Annotated in this window: 19 protein-coding genes and 2 pseudogenes; 10 read left to right on the top strand and 11 right to left on the bottom strand. The window is 56.8% G+C overall.

Translation table 11 applies throughout. The annotated features are described in order from the left end of the window. The first annotated feature begins 315 nt into the window (after positions 1-315). Positions 316-846, top strand: coding sequence for a GNAT family N-acetyltransferase (locus R6T97_RS04885; RefSeq protein ID WP_410348179.1), 531 nt, complete (start codon positions 316-318; stop codon positions 844-846). Between the two features lie 129 nt (positions 847-975). Beyond that, positions 976-1,650 (top strand): type 1 glutamine amidotransferase domain-containing protein, encoded by a 675-nt coding sequence (locus R6T97_RS04880; protein ID WP_410348178.1) that lies wholly within the window; start codon positions 976-978, stop codon positions 1,648-1,650. A gap of 327 nt (positions 1,651-1,977) precedes the next feature. Here R6T97_RS04880 and R6T97_RS04875 read toward each other — a convergent pair whose 3' ends face one another. Genes R6T97_RS04875 through R6T97_RS04855 form a run of 5 tightly spaced genes read right to left on the bottom strand, consistent with a single transcriptional unit; the run spans position 1,978 to position 5,241 of the window. Continuing rightward, positions 1,978-2,232: a hypothetical protein gene (locus R6T97_RS04875; protein WP_410348177.1), complete on the bottom strand. Its 255-nt coding sequence runs from the start codon at positions 2,230-2,232 to the stop codon at positions 1,978-1,980. Positions 2,233-2,257: 25 nt separating this feature from the next. Next, positions 2,258-2,692: a hypothetical protein gene (locus R6T97_RS04870; protein WP_410348176.1), complete on the bottom strand. Its 435-nt coding sequence runs from the start codon at positions 2,690-2,692 to the stop codon at positions 2,258-2,260. 24 nt (positions 2,693-2,716) lie between these two features. After that, positions 2,717-2,821: a DUF2474 family protein gene (locus tag R6T97_RS04865; RefSeq protein WP_410348175.1), complete on the bottom strand. Its 105-nt coding sequence runs from the start codon at positions 2,819-2,821 to the stop codon at positions 2,717-2,719. Further along, entirely contained in the window at positions 2,821-3,825 is a 1,005-nt protein-coding gene (cydB, locus tag R6T97_RS04860) for a cytochrome d ubiquinol oxidase subunit II (RefSeq protein WP_410348174.1), read from the bottom strand. The genes R6T97_RS04865 and cydB overlap by 1 nt, the downstream gene beginning before the upstream one ends. A gap of 6 nt (positions 3,826-3,831) precedes the next feature. Continuing rightward, complete coding sequence (locus R6T97_RS04855; protein ID WP_410348173.1) at positions 3,832-5,241, bottom strand: cytochrome ubiquinol oxidase subunit I; 1,410 nt, start codon at positions 5,239-5,241, stop codon at positions 3,832-3,834. Between the two features lie 108 nt (positions 5,242-5,349). Here R6T97_RS04855 and R6T97_RS04850 point away from each other — a divergent pair, with 108 nt between their 5' ends. Together R6T97_RS04850 and R6T97_RS04845 are read left to right on the top strand one after the other, a co-directional pair. Further along, positions 5,350-5,835: an RrF2 family transcriptional regulator gene (locus R6T97_RS04850; protein WP_410348172.1), complete on the top strand. Its 486-nt coding sequence runs from the start codon at positions 5,350-5,352 to the stop codon at positions 5,833-5,835. Then, positions 5,828-6,463, top strand: a complete 636-nt coding sequence (locus tag R6T97_RS04845) for a class I SAM-dependent methyltransferase (RefSeq protein ID WP_410348171.1) — start codon at positions 5,828-5,830, stop codon at positions 6,461-6,463. Before R6T97_RS04850 ends, R6T97_RS04845 begins: the two co-directional genes overlap by 8 nt. Here the strand turns inward: R6T97_RS04845 and R6T97_RS04840 are convergent, their stop codons facing one another. Beyond that, positions 6,464-7,372 carry a hydrogen peroxide-inducible genes activator gene (locus R6T97_RS04840; protein ID WP_410348170.1) on the bottom strand — a complete coding sequence of 303 codons (909 nt, stop codon included), beginning with the start codon at positions 7,370-7,372 and terminating at the stop codon, positions 6,464-6,466. It lies immediately after the preceding gene. Positions 7,373-7,483: 111 nt separating this feature from the next. Here R6T97_RS04840 and R6T97_RS04835 point away from each other — a divergent pair, with 111 nt between their 5' ends. From R6T97_RS04835 to R6T97_RS04825, 3 genes and pseudogenes are all read left to right on the top strand, one after another. Then, positions 7,484-8,134: a peroxiredoxin gene (locus tag R6T97_RS04835; protein WP_410348169.1), complete on the top strand. Its 651-nt coding sequence runs from the start codon at positions 7,484-7,486 to the stop codon at positions 8,132-8,134. Positions 8,135-8,192: 58 nt separating this feature from the next. After that, on the top strand, positions 8,193-9,065 hold the full coding sequence (locus R6T97_RS04830; protein WP_410348168.1) for an MBL fold metallo-hydrolase: 873 nt from the start codon (positions 8,193-8,195) through the stop codon (positions 9,063-9,065). A 27-nt stretch (positions 9,066-9,092) separates the two neighbouring features. Next, positions 9,093-9,313 (top strand): annotated as a pseudogene (locus tag R6T97_RS04825) (IS21 family transposase); the annotation flags it as partial. On the opposite strand, the gene R6T97_RS04820 reads toward R6T97_RS04825, so the two are convergent. The 5 genes and pseudogenes from R6T97_RS04820 to R6T97_RS04800 all read right to left on the bottom strand — a co-directional run bounded on the left by R6T97_RS04820 (position 9,249) and on the right by R6T97_RS04800 (position 12,697). Further along, positions 9,249-9,530 (bottom strand): hypothetical protein, encoded by a 282-nt coding sequence (locus R6T97_RS04820; protein ID WP_410348167.1) that lies wholly within the window; start codon positions 9,528-9,530, stop codon positions 9,249-9,251. The pseudogene R6T97_RS04825 and the gene R6T97_RS04820 overlap by 65 nt on opposite strands. Before the next feature lie 27 nt (positions 9,531-9,557). Further along, the gene (locus R6T97_RS04815; RefSeq protein WP_410348166.1) at positions 9,558-9,755 is read right to left on the bottom strand and encodes a cytochrome ubiquinol oxidase subunit I; all 198 of its coding nucleotides are present in this window, start codon (positions 9,753-9,755) and stop codon (positions 9,558-9,560) included. A gap of 182 nt (positions 9,756-9,937) precedes the next feature. Continuing rightward, positions 9,938-11,152: a TsoY family (seleno)protein gene (locus R6T97_RS04810; protein WP_410348165.1), complete on the bottom strand. Its 1,215-nt coding sequence runs from the start codon at positions 11,150-11,152 to the stop codon at positions 9,938-9,940. A gap of 364 nt (positions 11,153-11,516) precedes the next feature. After that, positions 11,517-11,816: pseudogene (locus R6T97_RS04805) on the bottom strand (integrase); the annotation flags it as partial. Positions 11,817-11,899: 83 nt separating this feature from the next. Then, positions 11,900-12,697: a helix-turn-helix transcriptional regulator gene (locus tag R6T97_RS04800; protein ID WP_410348164.1), complete on the bottom strand. Its 798-nt coding sequence runs from the start codon at positions 12,695-12,697 to the stop codon at positions 11,900-11,902. Between the two features lie 118 nt (positions 12,698-12,815). On the opposite strand from R6T97_RS04800, the gene R6T97_RS04795 reads away from it, so the two are divergent. From R6T97_RS04795 to R6T97_RS04785, 3 genes are read left to right on the top strand one after another with little or no spacing between them, the layout of a single operon-like run. Beyond that, the gene (locus tag R6T97_RS04795; RefSeq protein ID WP_410348163.1) at positions 12,816-13,952 is read left to right on the top strand and encodes an ABC transporter ATP-binding protein; all 1,137 of its coding nucleotides are present in this window, start codon (positions 12,816-12,818) and stop codon (positions 13,950-13,952) included. Between the two features lie 34 nt (positions 13,953-13,986). Further along, positions 13,987-15,144 (top strand): PotD/PotF family extracellular solute-binding protein, encoded by a 1,158-nt coding sequence (locus tag R6T97_RS04790; protein WP_410348162.1) that lies wholly within the window; start codon positions 13,987-13,989, stop codon positions 15,142-15,144. Between the two features lie 24 nt (positions 15,145-15,168). After that, on the top strand, positions 15,169-16,020 hold the full coding sequence (locus R6T97_RS04785; protein ID WP_410348161.1) for an ABC transporter permease: 852 nt from the start codon (positions 15,169-15,171) through the stop codon (positions 16,018-16,020). Positions 16,021-16,024 lie beyond the last annotated feature (4 nt).

The raw sequence follows: 16,024 nt of genomic DNA, 5'->3' as shown, positions 1-16,024 counted from the left end.
CCCATAGCCCACTTGGGCCGCGTATGAAAATAGCCTCAATCATCAAACTTCCCTCCGGTGCCCGACCCGCGTCCGGATCAGACGAGAGGGCCGCCAAAGTTCATAAGGTCCGACAATGGGGCGCACAAGCAATTGTGCGATCTTCAATGCAACTGGTGACTGACGCAATCAGCGCTCGTAGGGCACCTTTGCCTTGGAGTCTTCCTTCGCCGTGAACAGGTCGATCTTACCCTATGCCGAGCAGCGGCTCTTATAATGCTGCAAAGCAGCATTATATATGGACCAGGATAGACACGCAGGAAAAAAGGAGTTCTTATGTCCCGTCATCTTGCACCATCAATCCCGAATGTCCTGCCCGGCACCCTCGCCGATTGGCGGCGCTCCTTGGGGTCGCACTATCTGCGCCTGGAGGACACATCGCGCCAGCGCCGGTTCATGGCGGTTCAAACTGACCAGACAACGCGGATGATCGCCAACAAGGCCAACCCGGACATTGTTCTGGGGATCAAGGCCGATGGCCGCCTTGTCGGGGTGCTGGAAATCTTCAAAGGCCTTGCCCAACACGCCGAGATCGGTATTTCTGTCGAGGACGCCTATCAGGGGCGCGGTCTGGGCAAAGCACTGTTCATCGACGGGCTGGCTGTTGCTAAACGGACGGGCGTTCGCACGGCTGATCTTTATTTTACAAGCGAAAACCTTGGCATACGGCGGCTGATCAATGAAGCTGGCGGGTTTATTGTTCGGCACGGACCAACATGTGAAGCGCATATTGATATCACGCAGTATCAAGCATGTACGGATGCACCGGAAAACGGAGCACCGGTATTTCTGTCCGAAACCACATAACCTCCAGCTCTCACTTCTTGACAAGAAGCCGCTGACAAACAGTTCGGGCAGCCTGAAATCCCGCTGCCAATCGGACTAATCGGGGTTTTCCAAAACCCCCCGAAATTCAATGAAAAAGGAAATGATACAATGAAAATTCTTATGGTTCTGACATCCCACGACCAACTTGGCGACACCGGCAAGAAAACCGGCTTCTGGCTCGAGGAATTCGCAGCCCCCTATTACGTCTTCAAGGACGCAGGTGCCGATATCACGCTCGCATCTCCCCAAGGTGGACAACCTCCCTTGGACCCGGCCAGTGATACCGATGACGCCCAGACCGACGCCACCAAACGTTTCAAATCAGACACAGCGGCGCAGACTGAACTTGCGCAGACGACGCAGCTTTCGACTGTATCAGCGGATGGTTTCGATGCCATTTTTTACCCCGGCGGTCATGGCCCCCTCTGGGATCTTGCCGAAGATCAGCACAGCACATCTCTGATCGAAGCCTTTGCTGCCAGCGGTCGTCCTGTCGGTGCAGTCTGTCACGCACCTGCGGTTTTCAAGCACGCCAAGGGTACTGATGGCACGCCATTGGTGACAGGCAAGACCGTAACCGGTTTCACGAATACCGAGGAAGACGTTGCCGGCCTGACGGATATCGTCCCTTTCCTTGTCGAGGACATGCTGAAATCAAACGGCGCCACCTATGAAAAGGGTGCCGACTGGGCCTCATTCGTGGTCGTCGATGGCAAGCTGGTGACAGGCCAGAACCCTGCCTCTTCGGAAGAGGCAGCGCGCAAACTGCTGGCGCTGATCTGACGCAAAAGCTTGGGCGGCTTCAGTGCCGGTGTGGCAATCAGCCCACCGGTAGCGTGCCAAAGCCACGCGCCAAATGCGATCTCCCAAAAGACGGAGATCGCGGGTGTGTGGAAAAATGCACCAAGCACCATCGGCCTGGCGATCATTTCGACATTCGCGTCAACGGGTCCCACTTCCTGTTCCGGCCTGCCGGTACAACGCTACGCACCGTCTGACCTGATCGAGTCATTTGCCGCTATTGCCCGGGGCTGCTGGTTCCGCTGCATTCAGAGTTGCGTACCCACAAGACTCCAAAAGGCGCGGCGCATGACTTTCAGATTTCAGTCTTTAGAAAGAAGAAGACGACAGCATAAAACTGTCAATGTCTACGGTCGCGGTTGCAAACGCTGTGAAGCGACTGAAACCATGGTCAAGGACGTAGCTTCCCCGCTCAGCATCGAGGTCGCGGCTTCGCTTGAATACACTCAGGGTGGGCGCGAAGGCTTCGACTTCCATTGCGGTGATGCGCCCGAGACCCGAGATCGTCATCATCCGCGATGAGGCATCAGATCGTGCGATTTCGCCATGCCATGTGCCCCGCATGAAACGCTCGCAGGGCACCAGTTTGTCAAAAGCTCATGACGACGCTGTTGTCGGCAAGGATCGCTTGGGCGGCGGCATCGGGTGCTGCGGGGGTGACACCGTCGACCAAGACCGATGCATCAGCCCCTTTGCCGGGCAGGTAGATCGCACAGACTTCGGCGGTGACATCGTGGTCTGCCATCATCATCCGCATCAGACCTTGCGGGCTGGCATCTCGCGGTGGCTGGCCTGCGGTGGCGGTTTCAGGCGCATCTTGAAGCGCGATGTCGCCAGCAGGCCCGCAGAGCAGGATCTGTGCTGTCGCCCCTTGTTGGACCGCGTTCAGCGTCAGCACCATGGCCATCAGCTGGGTCTGCGGCTCGGCGGCGGTCAGGATCGTGACCAGATGCCGGTCGTCTTGTGCGGCGGCGGGAAGTGCCGCGGCCAAACTCAGCGCGCAAGCTGTCAGTATTTTTTTCATGGTAATTTCCTTCAGTTGGGTGGGTTAAAAGATGATCAACCGGATGATCAGCGCGACGACGGTCAATGTCGTGACCCCGGCCAGCCAGAACGCGATGAACCACAGCGATTTGCGCAAGATGGGCGGCATCAGTGGTAGCCTCCCGCAGGATCAACCTTACCGCGGAACACCCAATAGGCGTAGGCGGTATAGGCAAGGATCATCGGCAAAAGCACCAGCGACCCCGCCAGCAGGAACCACAAGCTTTCGTCAGGGGCCGCGACGTCCCAGATCGTCAGTGACGGCGGCACCATGTAAGGGTAGAAACTGATCCCCAGCCCGACGAATGACAGAACGAACAGGGCGATCGTGGCGAGAAACGGCCAGGCGTCACGCTCGTTGCGCAGACCTTTGACGAAAACATAGGCGGCGATCAGGATCGCAGCGGGGACCAATACCGAAAACAGGACAGTGGGAAAACCGAACCAGCGATCCAGATAGAGCGGGTTCAGGAATGGCGTGATCAGGCTGACCAGCCCGACCAGCACCAATGTCGCGCCACCGGTCCACATGGCCATCCGTTTTGCCATCGTCCGCACCGGGCCGTCGGTTTTCATCACCAGCCAAGTGGCGCCCATCAGCGCATAGGCGGCGATCAGGGCGACACCGGTCAGGACCGTGAAAGGTGTCAGCCAATCCCAGTTGCCACCTGCATAGGCGCGCCCCTCGACGGTAATACCCTGCACCAGTGCGCCAAGTGCGATCCCTTGTGCCAAAGCCGCCATGAAGCTGCCGAAGGTAAAGGAGATGTCCCAGAGAAATTTTCCACGCTTCGTGCGCCAACGAAATTCAAAGGCGACACCGCGAAACACCAGTGCCAGCAGCATGACAATGATCGGCACATAGAGCGCGGGCATGACCACCGCATAGGCCAGCGGAAAGACCGCGAACAGGCCGCCACCGCCCAGCACCAGCCATGTCTCGTTGCCGTCCCAGACAGGCGCGACGGTGTTCATGGCAAGATCCTTGCTCGCCTCTCCGCGCATGAAGGGGAACAGGATACCGACCCCAAGGTCGAACCCGTCCAGGATGACATAGGCCAGCACCGCAAAGGCGATCAGACCGGCCCAGATGAATGCAAGATCAAAAATCATTTCTGTTCACTCCGCGGGAAAAAAATCATCGTCGACCGCAGGGGCGGGAGTCGTTCCCGCCGTCCGGATCGGACCGATGGATTTGAGTGGAATGCGATCCTCCAGCCGTTTGTTCATCAAGCGCAGGATGTAGTAGGTGCCTGCCCCGAACAGCATGAAATAGACCACGATGAAGGCCACCAGTGACGATCCGACCGCTGCGGCCTCGACCGGCGCGACGCTGTCGTTCGTGGACAACATGCCGTAGACTGTCCACGGTTGGCGTCCGACCTCGGTGGTGATCCAACCGGCCAGCACGGCGACAAAGCCAGCTGGCCCCATGACGATGGCGGCACGGTGCAGCCATTTGCGGTCATACATCTTGCCGCGCAGCCGCAGGACCAGCGCCCAGATACCCAGCCCCAGCATGGCAAAGCCAAGCGCCACCATGATGCGGAACGACCAGAACACGATTGCGACAGGCGGACGCTCGTCGACCGGAAAATCCTTGAGACCCGGCAGGGGCGAGGTCAGGTCATGCGTCAGGATCAGCGAGGACAGATAGGGAATCTCGACCGCGTAGTCGACCGTTTCGGTTTCCGCGTTGGGAATCCCGAACAGGATCAGCGGCGCACCGCCTTCGGGATGACTTTTGAAATGCCCTTCCATCGCGGCGATCTTGGCGGGTTGATATTCGAGCGTGTTCAGCCCGTGGAAGTCACCCGCAACGATCTGCAAGGGAGCGACGACAATCAACATCCCCATCGCCATCGAGAACATGACCCGCGCCACTTGATCCATGCGGTCACGCAACAGATGCAGGCCGCCCACGGCACCGACGACCAACGCGGTCGTCAGATAGGCCGCCAGAACCATATGCACCAGCCGGTACGGGAACGACGGATTGAACACGATGGCCCACCAATCCAACGGGATAAACTGGCCAACCTCGTTGATGCCATGCCCCTGCGGTGTCTGCATCCAGCTGTTGACCGAGAGAATCCAGAACGCCGATCCCAATGTGCCGATCGCAACCATCAATGTCGCCACGAAATGCCCCTTTGCGCCGACCTTTTCGCGGCCGAACAGCATGACGCCCAGAAAACCGGCCTCGAGGAAGAAAGCAGACAAGACTTCATAGCCCATCAGCGGCCCGATGACCGGCCCGGCCTTGTCGGAAAACACCGACCAGTTGGTACCGAACTGGTAGGACATCACGATGCCCGAAACGACGCCCATGCCGAAGGCCACGGCAAAGATCGTTTTCCAGTAGTTGAACAGGCGCAGATAGATGTCCTTGCCGGTCCACAAGTGCAGCCCGTTCAGCACCGCCAGATAGCTGGCCAGACCGATCGAAAACGCCGGAAAGATGATGTGGAAGGACACCGTGAAAGCGAACTGGATTCGTGCCAATTCAATCGCATCAAAGCCGAACATGGGCTGATCCCTTATTGATATATTAATAATATATGTTTATACCTGCTTTTGCAATCACGCAAGTTTGGATTAGGTGGCGTGATGTCACACCCCTGTGCGGAGACTGAAGTGAAGCTGACGAACTACACCAACTACGCCCTACGCACCTTGCAGATGGCGGCGATACGCGCGCCGCATCTGGTCCGCATCGACGAGGTGGCACAGGCCCACCGGATCAACCGAGCGCATCTGACCAAGGTGGTCCACCAGCTCGCGCAGGCGGGTTACATTGAAACCGTGCGCGGCCCCAAGGGCGGCCTGCGGCTGGCTCGCTCGGGTGCCAAGATCATCGTGGGCGACGTCGTGCGTCTGACCGAAGGACCGTTGGATGTGGTCGAGTGCTTCAACCCCGAACGCAACACCTGCAAGCTGCGCGGCATCTGCAAGCTGTCGGCGGCACTATATCAGGCAACAGCCGCTTTCATGGCGGTATTGGATGATCTGACTGTGGCGGATATCGCCGTCAACCGGGACGACCTGCTGGCGCGACTGGGCCTGCCTGCCGTTGCCGCAGCGACGCAGGTCGAAACCGTATCAAGCGGTGATAATGGGTAATTCAACGCAGCAACGACAGTTTTGGGACCGTATCGCTGCGCGCTATGCTGCGCGTCCGCTGAAGAACGTCGCCGCCTATGAGGCGATGCTCAGCGATATCACAGGGCGTCTGCGTCCTGATGATCACGTTCTGGAATTGGGTTGCGGTACAGGCGGCACGGCCATCCGCCTTGCCCCGCGCGTGGCGCATTGGACCGCGTGTGACTTCTCGTCCGCGATGATAGGCATTGCACAGGCCAAACCGGCAGGGAACAATCTGCGCTTTGTCGTGGCCGATGTGGGAAAGGCGCTGGCAAGCAGTCCCTGTGACCTGGTCTGCGCCATCAACTTGCTGCATCTTGTCGATGACCTGCCCGCGACACTGGCGCAGATACACGCGCATTTGCCGCCCGGCGGGCATCTGATTATCAAGATCTGGTGTTTTGCCGATGTGACGTGGCGGATCAGGGCGATCTTCAGCACACTGGCTGTCTTTCGTCTGTTTCCCGCGATCAGAAAGTTGCGGCACAGCGATGTTCTTGACGCCTTGCATCATGCCGGTTTTGAGGTCGTCGTCGAAAAAGTCTTTGGCGATTATCCCCAGAATCCGTATTTTGTCCTGCGCAAAGCCGCCACGCCTGCGGATTGATCAGGCAGGCGATGGATGCATTGTCTCGCGCGCTTGACGCAAAATCAGTGCGATGTCGCGGAATCTGTCCACATGGGGCGATGTCGCCCGCCACGCCAGCACCACGCGGCGCGGACAAGCCCCCGGCAAAGGCGTCAGCGCAAGGTCATGTCCCCGTGCTATTCCCGCGTCCACGGCAAGTTGTGGCAGCAAAGTGATACCCAGCCCTTCCTCTACCATCGACATAAGTGTCGGCAGGCTGGTCGCAGCGAAGGCATCGCCGGCAGGTAAGCCCATATCGCTGTAGGCTTGCAGGGCGTGTCGTTGCAGGCAGTGGCCTTTCTCCAGCAACAGTAATTTGGCATCGGTCAGCTTGGCGCCGGTGACGTCGGCATCTTCTGCCAGAACATGGCCCAAAGGCGTGGCAAGCTGATAGCCATCCTCAAACAACAGTTCGGTTTCAATCGCGCCGACGGCATGCGGCAGTGCGATCAGGATCAGATCCAACCGTCCTTCCAGCAAGCCGTCCATCAGCGTTTCGGTCAGTTCCTCGCGCAAAAAGATATGCTGGTCCGGCCAGCGTTGGCGCAGAAGCGGCAAGGCACGCGGCACCAGAAACGGTCCGATCGTCGGGATCGCGCCCAGCCGCAAATCACCGCGCACCTTGCCTGCATGTTGCTGCGCCAGCGATTGGATATCGGCGACGTCGTTCAGCACCGCGCGCGCGCGTTGCACGATCTCATTACCCAACTCGGTCATCATCACGGATTGTTTCGACCGCTCTGCAAGGGGGACGCCAAGCTGGTCCTCAAGTTCCTTGATCCCGCTGGACAGGGTCGGCTGAGTCACATGGCACAACTCTGCCGCGCGCGAAAAGTTCAGCGTATCCGAAAGGGCGACGAGAAATCGTAGCTGTCGCAGGGTCGTCATCTACGCACTCCTGATAGAATTTTTCGATCAAGATAAGCTATATAATCAATTTCATCAATCTACATGATGCCGCTATCTGTTTCACATCGCAATTAACCCCAAGAGGATGCCATGCTAGACACACTGCAAACACCCGCCGGCCTGCCACGGATGAACGAACCTGCCCCTGACTTCACCGCGCTGACCACGCATGGCATGAAATCGCTGTCGGATTACAAAGGCAAATGGTTGATCCTGTTTTCGCATCCGGCCGATTTTACGCCTGTCTGCACCACGGAGTTCATGTCCTTCGCCCGTCGTGCTGATGATTTCGCCGCCCTCAACACGGAACTTCTGGGATTGTCGATCGACAGCCACTACGCACACATCGCATGGGTCCGGTCGATCCAGCAGAGCTTTGGCGTCACCATCAATTTTCCGATCATTGCCGATCTGGATATGAAGGTCGCCCAAGCCTATGGCATGATCCAGCCAGGTGCCTCGGACACGCAAGCCGTGCGCGCCACCTTCGTGATCGACCCCGAAGGCAATCTGCGCGCCATGGTCTATTACCCGATGACAAATGGCCGCTCGATCGATGAATTTTACCGGCTGATCGTGGCGCTGCAAACCTCGGCCGAACACAAGGTCGCCACGCCCGAAAACTGGGTGCCGGGCCAACCCGTGATCGTGCCGACCCCGCAAACCACCCACGCCGCCGACGCGCGGATGGGCGAAGGTCTGGATACCGTCGACTGGTATTTCAGCACCAAGACACTCTAATCCAACGACAAGACCGCGTGCCCGGCTTGGCCGGGTGCGCAATCTGAAAGGACAAGCCATGACACATTCACCAATCGTCGCCGCCTTCTGGGATGCCCCGACCGGAAGCTGGCAATATGTTTTCCACGACCCCGCCACGATGAAAGGGGCCATTGTCGATCCAGTCTGGAACTTTGACCCTTTGTCGGGGGCAACCGCGACGCGCGATGCGCAAAAGCTGCTGGATTATGTGCGCCAAACCGGCATTGACGTGGAATGGGTGCTGGATACGCATCCGCATGCCGACCACTTTTCCGCCGGTGTCTGGCTGAAACAGGAACTGGGGGCCAAGACCGGCATCGGCGAACATGTCGTCAAGGTGCAGGCCCTGTGGAAGGACATCTACAACCTCGGCGATGATTTCCCGACCGACGGCAGCCAATGGGATCATCTGTTCGCGGATGGCGACACTTTCATGATCGGCAATCTGGAACTGAAGGTGATATTCTCGTCTGGGCACACGATGGCCTCGATCACCTATGTCGTGGGCGATGCGGCCTTTGTGCATGACACGCTGATGATGCCCGACAGCGGCACCAGCCGTGCGGATTTTCCGGGCGGGTCATCGGCTGATCTGTTCGACTCGATTGAAAACATCCTTCAGCTGCCTGACGACACGCGGCTTTACGTGGGTCACGATTATGCTCCCGACCGGGATGCGGCTTGTATGGCCACGGTTGCCGAACACCGCGCGAACAATATCCATCTGGCCGACAGCCCCGACAAAGCGGCGTTTCAAAAACGGCGCGATGCGCGTGATGCGACCCTGCCTTTGCCAAAGCTGATGCTGGCCGCATTGCAGATCAACATTCGCGGAGGTCGCGCGCCAGCGCCAGAGGACAACGGGCGAAGCTATCTGAAACTGCCGCTGGATTATTTCGAGGCGCGATAAGAATATGGTATCTCTGAGCTCTTAAATCTCATGTTTGACGCCCGCGGGCATGCCTTCCGGGTCTTCGAGGGCGTGCCCGTCCGGGGAATTTACGGCAACACGAAGACAGCGGTTGATCCGCCCGTGTGGGCAAAAGTCGCGATGTGAATGCACGTTTGCTTTTCATGAACAGCCATTACGTCTTCAAGCCTGAGTTCTGCAATCCAGCGGTAGGACGGGAGAAAGGTCAGGTTGACAAGAACGTGCGCCATTCGCTGAGATGCCAGAAGTGTTGCCGTCTTGGGTGCGCAATCGATGTTTCTGGCGGACGTCCCAAGCGGCGGTTTCCACAACGTCCAGGAACGGACCCTTGCGGATGTATTTCAGCATCCGGCCCATCTCGACGATGAACAGGATCGCGTAGAAGAGCATGAAGCCCGCAAGCGTGATCGACAGATCCGCGACGCTGAGGTGGCTGGCCGACAAGGCTGCCGGCCAGCCATCATCCGACGTTCACGGCTGACGCCCAAACTCGGCGACGAACCAGCCCAACTCGGCCGCAATCCACGAAGTCGGGATCGCAAAGACCGCTGCCCGCTTTCTAAAAACGACTTCGGACGCACGACGCGCAACATTCTGCCCACGGCACCTGACGGTCTTTCGTACGAAATTACATGCAGATTTTGCCGGATTGAGCGAAGACAAAGGCACGAGGCCTGCCCTACCAGCACAAGGTCACCGCGCCTTCTGTCCCTGTGCGGATGACGCCACCGGCATCGCTAGTCGCTTGCAGCAAGACGAACTACCGATCGTCAGGATCGCTGTGGCTCGTTGATGTTTGCAAGGCGTCCTCAATCCTCCCGGCTCTTTCGAGCCGGGAGGCAAGTTGCGGATCATTCAGCGGGAACAGACCCAAGACCCGCGCGAACTGCGAAGTGCCGTTGGTTCAGGATGAAAACCAGCACGATCATGGCGACCTGCGCCGCAATTGCCAGTGTCGTCAAAGACCAGTAGGCGACACCGAAATCCGTGATGACACCGGCACCTACCAAGCCCTTGTTGATCCAGAAGTGTAGCATGACGCTTATGGCCACACCCGGGCAGACAAGGGCGTAGGCACCGGCCGAGTTTCCGTCACCGCGCAGATAGGCGTCGGCGTATTTTTGGCGACGCAGGACCAGCAGGCCAAGCGCCAGAAAGCCCCCCTGAATGGCGAGGATCGCAGTTGTCAGCACCAAGTTGTCCGCCGCGCCGCCGTGGACCTCGAACGTCGTGTGAAGCGCGTGCTTCTGCCGCATAACCATGATGCCCAGCACCGTCAGGATCGGTACGACAACCATAAGCGTTGGCGCGCTTTCCTTTGCGGTGCCGTGATGCAACATGGAGTTGAAAGCCGTGACAGCTGCAATCAGCGCATAAAGGCCCGCGATGACGCCAAGGGCGAGCGACGCGATCAGAGAGACCCCGACAGTCAATGGGATAGTGCTCATTGCGGCGGGCGCGGCCATGCCAACGGCGGTCATCGCCAAGGCGAAGGCTGGCAGCAACTGCGCGAAGGAATTGTTCGCGGTGACATCGAACACGCCACCCTCACTCAGCACGCGGCCAAGAAAATATCCGATCTGGCGGAACGCGAGCATGGCGATCAACGCAAACGCGATCAGCGCCAGAGGGAACAGGTATTCAACGACGCCCCAAAGCCCCGGCACAAAAACCAGCCCAAGGATAAAGCCCGCGTTCACGGTCATTGCCAGCGCAAGGGGCATGGCCAGAAGCTGGGTTTCGCCGTTCGAGTTCACCAGCTTGGTATAGCCGTCGGTTTTCTTGAACTCCGAATAGCGCAAAAGGTTCCAGATCAGCATTTTGATATTGAGGAAAGAGAAACCGGCGATGCCGGTGACCGCCAGGATAATTGCCACCTTCAACGGCAACCCGCCGCTGGTAAAAGCCGCCATGATGTCTTCGAAGACCGGCACCGGTTGCCCCGAGTGAGGTACCCAGAACAAAAGGTACATGAAAAAGGTGACGGCAAGGCCACCTGCCCCAAGCGACGCGAGAAAATAGAGCGGCGACCAGGTGTCGGCCGGACGGTGATGAGTGGTGTTCATGGTGATTCTCCAAACTTGATGGAGATCTAATGACACGGCACCCACCCGCTCGATGGTGACTTGGTCACCGAACGCCCGAAAACCACTTGCAGCAAGCCGCACTTGCACATCCGGGCAATCAAATCCACGCAACCACCATACACCCGACAGAGCGCGATTTCAGGTCACATGTCTGGCAAACGCAGTGCCGATTAACTCACTGCAATTGAATAAGACTTTGTCCAATCTATCATGAGCGCACAAGATAATCTTGCTGATGCTGTGACTACATTGTTGGGCATTCTTGGCTCTCTTATGGTCCTGTGTGGGTTGAAGGTCAGCGCTGATCCTCAAGTATGCAGCACGCTGGTCCTGCCGACCTTCGCCCCTTGCCCTGCACCACATGGATCAGCATTCGACAACTATCGATATCGCCAGTCTTGAGGGTAGAGACCTCAGAAGCCCTAAGACCTGCAGCATAGGAAATGCCGAGCGCCGCAGGTAGCTTGCGCGGCCCAGCACGGAACTGCATTTACTTCTTCATCTCGTCACGCCCGCAGGTCATCGAGAAGAAGAAACGCTAAGCAGTGATGCGGTCATTGAATACCGAGGTCACGCCATCGGTATCCGTCATGTGAAGCTGATACGCGCGAAGTTCCTCACGCGTGACCGTATCCGGTGAACGCCGTCATGCAGGCCGTTTTAGCGATTCACGAACCGAACATTCAAATAAAGCGGGATAAACTGGCCGTACAGGTGCTGGCTGATTTAACGTTTCGCGTCTGGCAAAAGCTGGCTTTGCGTGATCGCGGATAAGAACTCTGAAAAAAGCTCGCCCTGCGAGCTTATTCGCAGTTTCGAGTAAATGTTTTTGCGATGAATTCTGACCGTTCCGGACGCAATGCCCAGCATTTTTCCGATTGCATCTGCCGAATTGCCCCGCAGTGTGTGTTCGACAACTTCACGCTCACGCGGTGTCAGAACACCCTGACCGATACTCAAGAACGCCCGTTCGACGCTTTTTTCCAAGCCAAGAACAGTTCTGTCATCGCCCTGAGCTGTTGTATGCCAATTGCGCCGACATGCTGCCTCAATGATCGGCCAAACACCTCTGAGCGCCTTGATCTCAGCCTTGCTGAACCGACGCGTTCTGCGCATAAGAGACACCACGATTGACAGGTTTTCATGTACGTCAATCAGATAGCCGACTTCTTCGGCAAGTCCGGTTTGGGCGTAGTAGTTGCGGAAGTATTCTCCCTGATAGAATCGGTCAGGAGCTATCTCGCTCATCCGCCAAAGGCCGGGTGCGACGCTGCCTGTGCTTGCAAGAAAGAAGGGATCCAGCAAATACGGGCCCTCAAGATATTCGTCCACATGCAACCGACGCCGATCATCTGGAAAGTCGTTGAAAAGGGCAAGTGGTCGTGACGTTCCGACATAGCCAAAAATCACGGTGTGATCAAATTCAACAATATTTCTCAAGAGCTTGGAGATGTTCTGAGGTAGCGTTGGCTTTCCAATACTGTTGATGATCTGCGCTACGTCTGCACCCCATTCCAACTTCATGACTGTGTTTCCCGGTGATTATTTTATCCGTAACTATCACAAAATGCATATTTACAAAAAGGGCAATTATTTCACCAATTAGGTCATCTACGTAATATGGGCCCCAATGACACAATCAGTGACTTCAAACGTATCCGCAGAATACGCTTCGGAATCCTATCAGGTTAAGACACCTGTGATTGCCGAACTTCGGGGGGTATCAAAGTCCTTCGGTGACTTGCGTGCCGTTGGTAATGTGGACCTCAGCATATCATCAGGCGAATTCCTGTCGTTTCTGGGCCCGTCGGGCTGCGGTAAGACAACTTTGCTCCGTATGCTTGCCGGCTTCGAGACGCCGACGAAGGGCAGCGTGTTCATTGATGACCAAGATGTGTCGGGGTTCGAACCTTACCGGCGACCCGTCAATATGGTTTTCCAGAACTATGCGCTTTTTCCGCATCTGACCGTTGGTCAAAACATCGCCTATGGCCTGAACCAACAACGCCCGCGTCTTGCCCGCGATATGATCAGTGAAAAGATACGGCGCACGCTTGAAACCGTTCGTTTGCCGGGTTTCGAGAACCGTCGCATTTGGGAAATGTCGGGGGGACAACAACAACGTGTCGCCTTGGCGCGCGCCATCGTGAACGAACCGAAACTGCTTTTGCTGGACGAGCCTCTGGCCGCTCTGGATCGCAAGCTACGCAAGGAAATGCAGATCGAACTGCAAGACCTGCAAAGGCAACTTGGCATCACCTTCGTTTTGGTCACTCATGACCAGGAAGAAGCGCTCTCGCTCAGTGACCGGATATGCGTGATCAGAGCGGGTGAGATCGTGCAAATAGGAACGCCACAACAGCTTTATGATCGCCCACAGACCCGATATGTCGCTGATTTCGTGGGTACATCCAACTTTTTTGAAGGCCGCGTAAGTGCGGTTTCTGACACCCGCGCAACAATCGCGCTGGCGAATGGTCAAACATATGATGCGACGTCCAGCGGCGCGGTGGCCCCCGGCGAACAAGGCTGCATGAGCGTCCGTCCGGAACAAATACGGATGCGCCGGACGTCGTCATCCGGCGCATTGGAGGCCATAGTTCAGAACCGGATCTTCCTTGGTGAACACACCGAATACCTTGTCCGGCACGCCAGTTTAGGAAGCATTATCGTCATGGTGCCCCGGCAATCTGATGCGGCCCTTCAGGCCCCGTCCACAGGCGAAACAGTATGGATTGAATGGGATGCGGATGCAGGTTTGATCCTCAAGAATGACTAAACTCCGAAACCTAAACAACAGGGAGACTGCCAAGATGGAAGATGACGGATACATCTCGAAGAAGAAATTCATGGAAGAACTGCGACGTTATCAAAAGGGGTCCGTCACGCGACGGCACTTTCTGAGCGTAACCGGTCTGGGTACAGCGACGGCCGTTTTAGGTGCAGCTGTGCCCGGACTGCGGGCCACCCCTGCGATGGCCGAAAGCCATATCGGCGACCGTGTCGTGCTGGCCACTTGGCCGAACTATCATGACCCCGCGAATTTCGATATGTTCACGGACCAAACCGGCGCCTTCACGCAGATCAACGTATTTGGTTCAAACGAAGAAATGTTGGCCAAATTGCAGGCTGGCGGCAGTGGATGGGACGTTTTCGTACCCACAAACTACACGATTACGACCTACGTCGAAGAAGACCTGATCGAGCCTTTGGATATTTCTAAACTGCCCAACTATGATCCAAGCGCTTTCGATCCGCGCTTTGCCGATGCCGGCACTGTCGATGGTGTGCTTTACGCTGTGCCAAAAAACTGGGGCACAACTGGCTTTGCCGTAAATACCGCCCACACAGGCGGAAGCGAAATGGATTCCTGGAAACACTTCTTCGATCGCACGATGGATGATTTCTCGGGCCGGACCATGGTTCATGACTATCAGCTAACCACCATCGGTGCGGCGCTGAACTATCACGGCTATTCCTTTAATTCGGTCGATGAGGCCGAACTGGCCGATGCGGAAAAGCTTCTGATTGAGGTCAAACCGCACCTTTTTGCGATCTCGTCAGACTATCAGCCTGCGATGCGTTCAGGTGACGCCTGGATGACGATTTGCTGGACTGGCGATGGCAAGCAGTTGAACACGGACATTCCGTCTATTCAGTATGTCCTGGGCAAAGAAGGCGGCGAGCTTTGGAGCGACTATTACGCGATCCCGAAAGGCGCGCCACATTCAGAAGCCGCCTATGCCCTGATCAACTTCATGCTCGACCCTGAGGTCAACGCGCGCGAGGTTCTTGCACATGGCTATCCGGTCGCCGACAGCCGCACCAATGCGCTGCTGCCAGAAGAGATACTGAACGATCCAATTCTCTATCCCGCAGCAGAGCTGTTGAATGCGCTCGAGTTTGGCGCAGCATCCACATTGACCGACCCAAACCGCGCCGAGCTTTTGGCCCGTTTCAAGTCGGCATGATCTAGAAAGAGAGAGCGGCAGCAAATGACACAACGTGCACGAAACTGGCTTCTGGTCGCCCCTGCGGGCGCGTGGTTGCTGGTGATGCTTGTGCTGCCGCTCTCTGTCGTTTTCGTCTTTAGTTTCGGAGAGCGGGCACCATCGGGTGGCTATGTGCCCGCCTTCACATTTGAACAATACGCCAATCTGCCTGCGCGATTTACTGCGTTCAAGAATACATTGACGCTCGCGCCATTGGGCACGTTTGCCGCTTTGTTGATCGCCTATCCACTTGCCTATCAATTGGCGGTGAGGACCAGCGACAAATGGAAGACGGTCCTACTGGTCTTGGTGATTGTGCCGTTCTGGACGTCTATCCTGATCCGCAGCTATGCGTGGATTTTTATTCTGGGCGGACGTGGCATTCCAGCCGTTCTCGAAAGTCTGGGGCTCGAAGGCATACGCCTGATCAATACCCAATTTGCTGTGCTGGTCGGAATCATCTACGGTTATCTGCCGTTGATGGTCTTCCCTATCTACGTCAGTCTGGACCGACTGGATAAACGGCTACTTGAGGCCTCTTCCGATCTTGGCGCGCCACCATTCATGACATTCCTCAAAGTGACCCTGCCGATGTCCATTTCAGGCATCGCGACGGGTTGTATGCTTGTCTTCATCTTGTTGATGGGTGAATTTCTGATCCCTGCATTGCTGGGCGGGGGCAAAGTGTTCTTTGTCGGCAACGCGCTGGTGGATCTTTTCCTGCAATCTCGCAACTGGGCCTATGGATCGGCCGTTGCTGTCATGCTGATTGTCATCATGCTGGTGACTGTAACCCTCTATATGCGTCTTATCTCGCGGCTGAATACACAGCGCGATGACACACCGATGATGTGAGGTA

Origin of the sequence: Yoonia sp. (assembly GCF_046498525.1) — a bacterium.
In the GTDB taxonomy this organism is placed as follows: Bacteria; Pseudomonadota; Alphaproteobacteria; order Rhodobacterales; family Rhodobacteraceae; genus Yoonia.
This window is presented reverse-complemented; position numbering and strand designations above follow the sequence as displayed.

What these genes read in the sequence shown, in the direction of transcription:
- R6T97_RS04835 (WP_410348169.1), top strand. Translation starts at nt 7,484, where the DNA reads ATGCTAGACACACTGCAAACACCCGCCGGCCTGCCACGGATGAACGAA.
- R6T97_RS04840 (WP_410348170.1), bottom strand. Translation starts at nt 7,372, where the DNA reads ATGACGACCCTGCGACAGCTACGATTTCTCGTCGCCCTTTCGGATACG.
- R6T97_RS04785 (WP_410348161.1), top strand. Translation starts at nt 15,169, where the DNA reads ATGACACAACGTGCACGAAACTGGCTTCTGGTCGCCCCTGCGGGCGCG.
- R6T97_RS04865 (WP_410348175.1), bottom strand. Translation starts at nt 2,821, where the DNA reads ATGCCGCCCATCTTGCGCAAATCGCTGTGGTTCATCGCGTTCTGGCTG.
- R6T97_RS04790 (WP_410348162.1), top strand. Translation starts at nt 13,987, where the DNA reads ATGGAAGATGACGGATACATCTCGAAGAAGAAATTCATGGAAGAACTG.
- R6T97_RS04830 (WP_410348168.1), top strand. Translation starts at nt 8,193, where the DNA reads ATGACACATTCACCAATCGTCGCCGCCTTCTGGGATGCCCCGACCGGA.
- R6T97_RS04885 (WP_410348179.1), top strand. Translation starts at nt 316, where the DNA reads ATGTCCCGTCATCTTGCACCATCAATCCCGAATGTCCTGCCCGGCACC.
- R6T97_RS04870 (WP_410348176.1), bottom strand. Translation starts at nt 2,692, where the DNA reads ATGAAAAAAATACTGACAGCTTGCGCGCTGAGTTTGGCCGCGGCACTT.
- R6T97_RS04875 (WP_410348177.1), bottom strand. Translation starts at nt 2,232, where the DNA reads ATGCGGGGCACATGGCATGGCGAAATCGCACGATCTGATGCCTCATCG.
- R6T97_RS04810 (WP_410348165.1), bottom strand. Translation starts at nt 11,152, where the DNA reads ATGAACACCACTCATCACCGTCCGGCCGACACCTGGTCGCCGCTCTAT.
- R6T97_RS04800 (WP_410348164.1), bottom strand. Translation starts at nt 12,697, where the DNA reads ATGAAGTTGGAATGGGGTGCAGACGTAGCGCAGATCATCAACAGTATT.
- R6T97_RS04880 (WP_410348178.1), top strand. Translation starts at nt 976, where the DNA reads ATGAAAATTCTTATGGTTCTGACATCCCACGACCAACTTGGCGACACC.
- R6T97_RS04855 (WP_410348173.1), bottom strand. Translation starts at nt 5,241, where the DNA reads ATGTTCGGCTTTGATGCGATTGAATTGGCACGAATCCAGTTCGCTTTC.
- R6T97_RS04845 (WP_410348171.1), top strand. Translation starts at nt 5,828, where the DNA reads ATGGGTAATTCAACGCAGCAACGACAGTTTTGGGACCGTATCGCTGCG.
- cydB (WP_410348174.1), bottom strand. Translation starts at nt 3,825, where the DNA reads ATGATTTTTGATCTTGCATTCATCTGGGCCGGTCTGATCGCCTTTGCG.